Source organism: Phyllobacterium ifriqiyense (assembly GCF_030817885.1).
Lineage (GTDB): Bacteria > Pseudomonadota > Alphaproteobacteria > Rhizobiales > Rhizobiaceae > Phyllobacterium > Phyllobacterium ifriqiyense.
Genome location: NZ_JAUSZT010000003.1, coordinates 3,200,445 through 3,208,459, shown reverse-complemented (window position 1 = coordinate 3,208,459; position 8,015 = coordinate 3,200,445). Strand labels below are relative to the sequence as shown.

The window sequence follows — 8,015 nt, the reverse complement described above, 5'->3', positions numbered from 1 at the left end:
TCAAAGACATAATCCTTTTCGATTTTTACCCAAGGCAGCGCGCGTTTTTCCGCACTCATGCGCTCTTGCGCTTTGGTAAAGGCTTTTTCTTTTTCGAGCAGTGCAGTGCGCGCTTCGAGCCATTGTTCTCGTGATACGATCTGGTGTTGCATGATCATCTCCTGTTGCTGTTGCTTCGTCGCTGCTGATTTCAGGCGAGCAGTTCTTCCAGCCTGTCGAAGGCGCTGTTCCAACCCTGCCGGTGGCCTTCACAATTTTCCACTGTGTCGAACTCGGACTGTTGAAACTGCATTTTGGTCTTGCCGGCCAAGTCTTCGAAATCGATTTTGACAAGCGTTTCCCTGCCTGCTTTTCCGTCTTCCTGATCCCATGCAAATGTGAAGACGAGCCGTTCGTCTGGTACGACCTCATGATAGATTCCGCCGTGCCAAAGTTCCTCGCCATTTGCCGCCGAGTCCAGGCATGCCCGCCATTTGCCACCGGGGCGAACATCCGCTTCCACGAAACTTGCGGGATAGTCCCGGGGCCCAAGCCATTGCAGCATTCGTTTTGGGTCGGTGAACGCCTTGAAAACTACGGAACGTGGGGCATTGAAAACCCGATTGATAGTCAGGACGCGCCCGGCAACAGTGTTTGCTATTTCGGCACTATTGTTCTGAATCATTTTTCTTGTCCTCCACCTGTAGCTCTTCCAGATATTCTTCCAACCGGTCGAAGCTGTTTTCCCAGAAGCGTTTATAATGTTCGATCCAGGTCTCGACTTCCTTTAGCGGTGCAGCATTGAGGCTGCATGGCCGCCACTGCGCTTCCCGGCCACGAATGACCAGGCCTGCGCGTTCCAAAACCTTCAGATGTTTTGAAATAGCGGGGCCTGACATTTCGAAAGGTTCTGCCAGTTCCGTTACCGAAGTTGTTCCGAGTGAAAGCCGCGCAAGAATCGCACGGCGGGTAGGGTCGGCCAGCGCAGAAAAAATATTGTCGAGGCGGTCAGTTTGCATTGCTGTAGAACCATTCGGTTATTTAACTTAATGGTTATATACGCCTGACAAACGCGATCGTCAAGCAGGACTTTGCAAGCGCAAAGGCAGCAGGAGGTCACAACGCAGAAATGCGAAGGAGTGTTTTAAAGATTTTGAAGGAGAGGAAGTGGAGGTTTCTGTTGCCAGGTACCTCCGAACCCCGCCTAGAAGTGCGAACCCCTAGGACTTGATTTGAAGCTATAGCACTGCATTAAGCAGCGATACGTGCTTCCGCATAGTTGTCGTTTGCAACTACTGAGTTAGCCCGATAACGGTGGTACAATGCCGGGCAAAAGTTCGATCTTTACACCCTTGTCGATCCTATTTCGCCCCCGCCACAAGGCAGCGTTGTTCTGCTGCATTGTGGTGGAGGCGCCGGGTACCGCCCCCGGGTCCAATGGGCTTATTTCATCGTCCGTTTATCACCATAGCTGGCCGAAGCCAGCGGAACGTATATAGGTGTGCCGCATAATTAAATCAACGCGCAAATCATTGATTTTCCGGTTGATGCAAGTGTAGCGGCGACTGCTCGGTTCCCTTATAAGCAGAGCCAACAGTCACCAGAAAGCGGTCAGATCATGCAGACGTTGAAAATATCCACGCTTACAATATGCGGTATCGATGAACTTCCCGGCCAAAGGGAGCGCGGCGTCAGCCATGTGCTTTCAATCGTTGATCCCGACTGGCCAGAGCTGGAAGCGTTTCAGTCCTATGGTGTCCATGACCGCACAATCCTGCAATTTCACGACATTATCGACCCTGCGCCAGATCGTGTTCTACCTCAGCAACATCATGTGACGGAAATACTCAACTTCGGCTCTCGCCTTCTTCAATCGGCAGAAGATCGCGTTGAGGGCCACCTGCTTGTGCATTGCCATATGGGCGTTTCACGCTCGACTGCCGCTATGCTGACGCTTATGGCGCAAGCCAGTCCGGATGAGGCTGAAGATCGGCTTTTCGAGAGACTGCGAACAATCCGGCCTCAGGCCTGGCCGAACTCATTGATGGTTGGCTATGCCGATGAACAATTGGGCCGTAAAGGCAGGCTGGTTTCCGAATTGCACCGCCACTATGCAGTCCAGCTGAAGCGCGATGCAATGTTCGAAGAGTTGATGACACGCATTGGTCGCACGCGTGAATTGGAAATGGGCAGATCGGCGGCCTGATAGCTCTGCACGCTTACTCAGGGACAAGGCCGTCAAAGACTTCCAGCATAGCATCGGCAATGGCCTTGCCCAGCGCTGCTCCGGACTCTTTCAACCCGGCCTCATCCATATCGCGCGCGGCGAGGGCAAGAGCGGACCCTTCGGATCGCACTATCTCCTGCGCGCGCTCAATCGCCCACATGGCAAAATCGCTGCGCGTCGTAATTTCCACAGTATCCATGGCGGTGCCTTCCTGTCATTTGATGCCGCTGTACTATCCTTTGGCGGACGATTTCGAAAGCGGTTTCGCGATAAAGCCTGACATCGGCCGAGCCAAAGAGTGATTGACTTGGGGGTATTGCTGAGGAATGTTCCTTTTGTCTAGCGTGGACATTGGCCAGCCTGTTTTCCGCAACGCGCCATGTCTTCATTGTCAGGGGAGGTTGCAATGCAGCGCATTGGGCCTAGCAATCAGGAGATTTTTACATGAGTGACTATCTAACCGATGTCCGTCATTACGATGCTGCGGCTGATGAAGCTGTCGTTGCAAAGATCGTCAAACATCTCGGCATTGCTCTACGCAACCGGGATTCATCACTGGTATCCTGTTCTGATCCTGAAGAATTGGCGCGCGTTCGCACCAATTGGGTGGAAAAGAAGCTTGGCTTGACAGATGTGGCCAAAGCCGATGCCGCAATCGAGTCCGTATGCGCAACAATGAAGGACGACCGCACCAAGAGCCGCGTTACATTTTACTATCTGACCGCTAAGGCTCTTGGAGCGTTGGGTAGCATCTGATCTTTCCGCCTCAAAAGAGAAAGCCTTGTGGGAATCCGCAGGGCTTTTCTGTTTGCAGTGCTGTGGATCACGTACAAGTTTTACTATTTAGTCAGTCGAATCTGCTAAAGAGAAACGATGCGCACTTATCTTGATCTTCTACAGCACGTCCTTGACAACGGTGCCGACCGTGGTGATCGCACGGGCACGGGCACGCGTTCGGTTTTCGGCTATCAAATGCGATTTGATCTGGCCGCAGGATTTCCCGTTCTCACCACGAAGAAACTGCATCTCAAGTCGATTATCCACGAGTTGTTGTGGTTCCTGAAAGGCGACACCAACATTGCCTATCTGCGTGATAATGGCGTAACGATTTGGGACGAATGGGCTGACGAAAACGGCGATCTCGGCCCCGTCTATGGCTATCAATGGCGCTCATGGCCGACACCGGATGGCGGGCATATTGACCAGATGGCCGGGCTACTGAGTGCCATACGGAACAACCCCAATTCACGGCGTCTGATCGTTTCGGCATGGAATCCCGCGCTTGTAGACGAGATGGCGCTGCCGCCATGCCACTGCCTGTTCCAGTTTTATGTGTCTGATGGCAAACTGTCCTGCCAGCTTTACCAACGATCCGCCGATATTTTTCTGGGCGTTCCGTTCAACATCGCCTCTTATGCGCTGTTGACGATGATGATTGCTCAGGTGACAGGTTTGAAACCGGGTGATTTTGTTCACACGCTTGGCGATGCGCATCTTTATGCAAACCATTTCGAGCAGGCGCGATTACAACTTGCGCGCAAGCCGGGTCCATTGCCTATTATGCAGATCAATCCTGATGTGACTGATCTCTTTGCTTTTAAATATGATGATTTCCGTCTCGTTGATTACGTCGCTGAGCCGGCCATTAAGGCGCCCATCGCCGTCTAGAGCGATTCATGACATCGTTTTAGTTGAAAATGCTCTGGACCATCTTCGCGGAGAGTGAAAATGACTGTCAGATTGTCTCTCGTCGCTCTTCAGACATTGCTGCTTCTGGTTTCATCGCCAGGTCTGGCTAATGATACAACCGCATCGGTAGGAACTGGCGGTCTGATCTACACGCGCAATTCAATCATTTCCATGGAACAGGAAGACCTGTTCATTTCGGAAAACGAGATACGCGTCGATTATGTGTTCAGAAACAATTCGGATGGCGATGTGGAGAACATTATTGCTTTCCCCATGCCTGATCTCGAACCCCGTTACGAATCCGATATTGCCATTCCGGATATGGGCTCGGACAATTTTCTGGACTTTACAGTCGCCATTGATGGCAAGCCGATCAAGCCCGAGCTGCAACAGCGTGGCTTGGCCGGCGGTCTTGATGTTACTGACGCCCTCATTTCGAGTGCAATTCCAGTGTCACCGCAAAATGCTTCGGTCCAAGCGGCGATTGACAAGTTGGATGCCCCCACAAAACAGGATTGGCTGAAACGCGGTATTCTCCAAAATAGTGATGATTCTGAATTTGCACCGGGCTGGTTGCTCAAGTCGACCTATTGGTGGGTGGGCCATTTTCCGGCAGGAAAGGATGTGCGTGTATCCCATCGCTACAAGCCCAGTGTCGGCGGAACAGTAAGCCTGAATTTTGATCCCGATGATAACAGTACCCATGGCCCCAATTTTGACCACGCGCAGAAGTATTGCCGTGACAAGAGCTTCAATCAAAGCGTTGCAAAAATCGTCAAGAAGGCTGGGCCCGAGCGAACCGTGCTCTATGAAAATTGGATATCATATATCCTTACCACAGGTGGTAATTGGGCAGGCCCCATCAAGAAGTTCAAACTTACGATCGATAAGGGCGACACGGAGAATCTGATCAGCTTTTGTGGGCAGAATGTCAGAAAAACCGGTCCCACAACCTTTGAGATGACTGCTGAAGATTTCTGGCCCGAGCGCGATTTGGAAATACTGCTTCTGAAGAGGAATAAGTCTGATTAGATCGGGCGCAACTTTCTTAACCACGATGTTGTTTTTACATTCTTGTTCTGCGTTTCATTTTCTGCGAAATAGCAGACCAGTATTGGTTTGCTGACGAAATCGCATGCAGCAGGTAGGACAATGGAAATAGTGTGAAAAAATCAAGAACTGTTAGGATGCCCTCTGCAACTTCAGTAGTTGCCCGAAGCCATCCAGATCACATCATAGGCATTGAAAACGAGCTTCCATGGCGTTTAAAAACAGACCTCCGTCGGTTCAAGCAGCTTACCGAAGGCAATGCAATAATTATGGGCAGGAAGACCTATGAGTCGATCGGTCGACCACTTCCTAACCGCATTAACATAGTGCTTTCTAGGACGCCGGTCGAGGACACTGCTTCAGTAAAATGGGCTCACAATCCTGAGACCGCTCTTCTGCTGGCCGATTACTATTCCATTCTTTTAGAGAGAAAGGAGTTCTTTCTCATCGGTGGAGAAGAAATATATAAGCTATTTCATAAGTTTATAAACGTAGTTTACCTCACTGAGGTATTCTGCGGAAATATCAATGGTGATGCGAAGTTTGATTTTGAATTCGATAGACGAGAATGGCGATATTATTCAGAAGAAGACTTTCCTAAAAGTGATGATGACGAGTTCGCATTTCGCACAACTTGTCTTGTGAGACGAAAATCTCTTCACAGATTTAGGACTAAAGAGGAATTTATGGGGCGGGATGATACTCTCGAAAAAATATGGGAGCGTTATGCGGCTATGATGGAAAAGCTGGATGACGAAAATCCTGTTAAGCAGGAGCAGTTGGATATATTCGGGAACGATGTCACTCCAGCCCATTAATTTAAATATCGGTGCCTATATTATGAAAATATCGTGATAACTGACGATAATTGTTTGGTTTTTCAGCAAAAGGCTCAGAAAAGTATCGGTGTGCGTTGAAAGCCAACCTCGCCATCCCTATAAACGGGGTATTGGACTTGCGAGGGGTAGCCACAGGGTGGTGATTTTCGTTCAAATTAAGAGGTAGGAATGCCCTGGAGTAATCAGAACGGTGGCGGCGGCCCTTGGGGCGGTGGCGGTAATAATAATGGCGGTGGTGGTGGCCCTTGGGGTCAAAAACCGCAAGGTGGCGGTGGAGGCAAGACTCCTCCGGACCTCGAAGACATTTTCCGCCGCGGTCAAGACCGTCTGCGGCAAGCAATCCCCGGTGGCACCGGCGGTAGTCCAGCTATCTGGGGCCTGATCGGACTTGCCCTTGTGGCTTTCTGGGTGTTCCAGTCTGTTTATACTGTTCAGCCAGACGAACGTGCAGTCGAACTGCGTTTTGGTAAACCGAAGACCGATATTTCCGAGCCTGGCTTGCATTTCCACTTCTGGCCAATCGAATCCTACGAAAAGGTGGAGATTGTTGAAAAGCAGAAGAATATTGGCGGACAAGGTACACGCGGCGCCAAGGAAGGCCTGATGCTTTCGGGTGACCAGAACATCGTCGATGTTCAGTTCTCGGTGCTTTATCGTGTTTCCGATCCGGTTTCCTATCTGTTCAAGGTCGAAAATCCGGAAAATCTGGTACAGCAGGTTTCTGAAAGCGCTATGCGCGAGATCGTTGGCCGCAGTCCAGCTCAGGATATTTTCCGTGATAATCGCGCAGGCATTGCCAACGACGTGCGCAACATTATCCAGAAAACGCTTGATGAATATGGCGCTGGCATTGCTATCAATGCTCTTTCAATTGAAGATGCAGCTCCACCGCGCGAAGTTGCAGACGCCTTCGACGAAGTTCAGCGTGCTGAACAGGACGAAGATCGTTTCGTTGAGGAATCCAATCAATACTCCAACCAGAAGCTTGGTCAGGCTCGCGGTGAGGGCGCGCAGATTCGTGAAGATGCTGCGGCTTATAAAAACCGTATCGTTCAGGAAGCAGCGGGTGAGGCCCAGCGCTTTACCTCAGTCTACGATGAATATGTCAAGGCGCCGGAAGTTACCCGTAAGCGTCTTTTCCTTGAAACCATGGAGCGTGTGCTGAAAGACTCTACCAAGGTCATTGTTGATCAGAACGGGCAGGGCGTTGTTCCCTATCTACCATTGCCGGAACTGAGCAAACAGGCGAAACCCGCGACCGGAGGAGCACAGTGATGAACCAGAATCGTCTCCCGATTTATGTCGGTGTAATCCTCTTCGCTGCGCTTCTTGTTTATGCGTCAATCTTTGTTGTACGCGCCGGTCAGCAGGCCATCGTCCTGCGCTTCGGTGAAATTGTCGATGTGGAATCGGAGCCCGGTATCTATTTCAAAATGCCTTTCGGCTTTCTTGAAGCAGATAATGTTCAGATGATCGAAAATCGTGCTCTCAGCTTTGAACTCGATAATATCCGTGTTCAGGTTTCGGGCGGCAAGTTCTACGAAGTCGATGCCTTCCTCGTCTATCGCATCACCGATCCTCGTAAATTCCGTCAGACCGTTTCGGGCGACGTGACTCTGGCGGAAGCCCGCCTACGCACGCGTCTTGATGCAGCCCTGCGTGGCGTTTACGGCTTGCGCGGCTTTGAAGCTGCTTTGTCGGATGAACGTGCAGGCATGATGCTTGAGGTGCGTGAACAATTGCGTCCTGACTCTGAATCGCTTGGATTGCAGATCACCGATGTACGTATTCGCCGTACGGATCTAACTCAGGAAGTATCCCAGCAGACCTTTGCCCGTATGAGCGCCGAGCGTCTTGCTGAAGCTGAACGTCTGCGTGCGCGTGGCCGTGAAGCTGCACAGCGGATTAAGGCGATTGCCGATCGTCAGGTGGTTGAGATCGTTGCCGAAGCCCGCAAGGAATCGGAAATTATCCGCGGTCAGGGTGAAGGCGAACGCAGCCGTATCTTCGCGGATGTATTCTCGAAAGATCCCGATTTCTTTGCTTTCTATAGGTCAATGTCGGCCTATGGCACTGCACTGGAAAACACCGGAACGACGATGGTACTTTCACCTAACTCCGAGTTTTTCCGTTACTTCCAGGATGCTGGTGGAGCATTGCCGCCAGTTAGCGGTTCCACACCGCCTGCGCCTGCTGCAACAACACCTGCCCCTCAATAGGGGCAGGATCGG

11 protein-coding genes and 1 other RNA gene are annotated in these 8,015 nt (G+C 51.1%); 7 read left to right on the top strand and 5 right to left on the bottom strand.

Translation table 11 applies throughout. The features are described 5' to 3' along the window. The 4 genes from QFZ34_RS23270 to ssrA all read right to left on the bottom strand — a co-directional run. Nucleotides 1–152: DUF899 family protein (locus QFZ34_RS23270; RefSeq protein ID WP_307286629.1), on the bottom strand; the 152-nt coding region annotated here is incomplete at its 3' end. Between the two features lie 38 nt (nt 153–190). Then, nucleotides 191–664: an SRPBCC family protein gene (locus QFZ34_RS23265; RefSeq protein WP_115052590.1), complete on the bottom strand. Its 474-nt coding sequence runs from the start codon at nt 662–664 to the stop codon at nt 191–193. Then, entirely contained in the window at nt 648–998 is a 351-nt protein-coding gene (locus tag QFZ34_RS23260) for an ArsR/SmtB family transcription factor (protein WP_115052591.1), read from the bottom strand. The genes QFZ34_RS23265 and QFZ34_RS23260 overlap by 17 nt, the downstream gene beginning before the upstream one ends. Nucleotides 999–1,145: 147 nt before the next feature. Then, nucleotides 1,146–1,504, bottom strand: a transfer-messenger RNA (tmRNA) gene (ssrA, locus tag QFZ34_RS23255). Between the two features lie 93 nt (nt 1,505–1,597). Between ssrA and QFZ34_RS23250 the strand changes: the two genes are divergently transcribed. Further along, nucleotides 1,598–2,185 carry a tyrosine phosphatase family protein gene (locus tag QFZ34_RS23250; protein ID WP_115053249.1) on the top strand — a complete coding sequence of 196 codons (588 nt, stop codon included), beginning with the start codon at nt 1,598–1,600 and terminating at the stop codon, nt 2,183–2,185. Nucleotides 2,186–2,198: 13 nt separating this feature from the next. Here the strand turns inward: QFZ34_RS23250 and QFZ34_RS23245 are convergent, their stop codons facing one another. After that, nucleotides 2,199–2,405: a hypothetical protein gene (locus QFZ34_RS23245; RefSeq protein ID WP_115052592.1), complete on the bottom strand. Its 207-nt coding sequence runs from the start codon at nt 2,403–2,405 to the stop codon at nt 2,199–2,201. A 245-nt stretch (nt 2,406–2,650) separates the two neighbouring features. On the opposite strand from QFZ34_RS23245, the gene QFZ34_RS23240 reads away from it, so the two are divergent. From QFZ34_RS23240 to hflC, 6 genes are all read left to right on the top strand, one after another. Then, nucleotides 2,651–2,962, top strand: a complete 312-nt coding sequence (locus tag QFZ34_RS23240) for a DUF2853 family protein (protein ID WP_115052593.1) — start codon at nt 2,651–2,653, stop codon at nt 2,960–2,962. Nucleotides 2,963–3,079: 117 nt separating this feature from the next. Then, nucleotides 3,080–3,874, top strand: a complete 795-nt coding sequence (locus tag QFZ34_RS23235) for a thymidylate synthase (protein ID WP_307286133.1) — start codon at nt 3,080–3,082, stop codon at nt 3,872–3,874. A 60-nt stretch (nt 3,875–3,934) separates the two neighbouring features. Beyond that, on the top strand, nt 3,935–4,927 hold the full coding sequence (locus QFZ34_RS23230) for a DUF4424 domain-containing protein (RefSeq protein WP_307286130.1): 993 nt from the start codon (nt 3,935–3,937) through the stop codon (nt 4,925–4,927). A 155-nt stretch (nt 4,928–5,082) separates the two neighbouring features. Beyond that, entirely contained in the window at nt 5,083–5,763 is a 681-nt protein-coding gene (locus QFZ34_RS23225; RefSeq protein WP_370878873.1) for a dihydrofolate reductase, read from the top strand. Between the two features lie 189 nt (nt 5,764–5,952). Next, entirely contained in the window at nt 5,953–7,059 is a 1,107-nt protein-coding gene (hflK, locus tag QFZ34_RS23220; RefSeq protein ID WP_115052597.1) for an FtsH protease activity modulator HflK, read from the top strand. Beyond that, nucleotides 7,059–8,003 (top strand): protease modulator HflC, encoded by a 945-nt coding sequence (gene hflC, locus QFZ34_RS23215; RefSeq protein ID WP_115052598.1) that lies wholly within the window; start codon nt 7,059–7,061, stop codon nt 8,001–8,003. Before hflK ends, hflC begins: the two co-directional genes overlap by 1 nt. Nucleotides 8,004–8,015 lie beyond the last annotated feature (12 nt).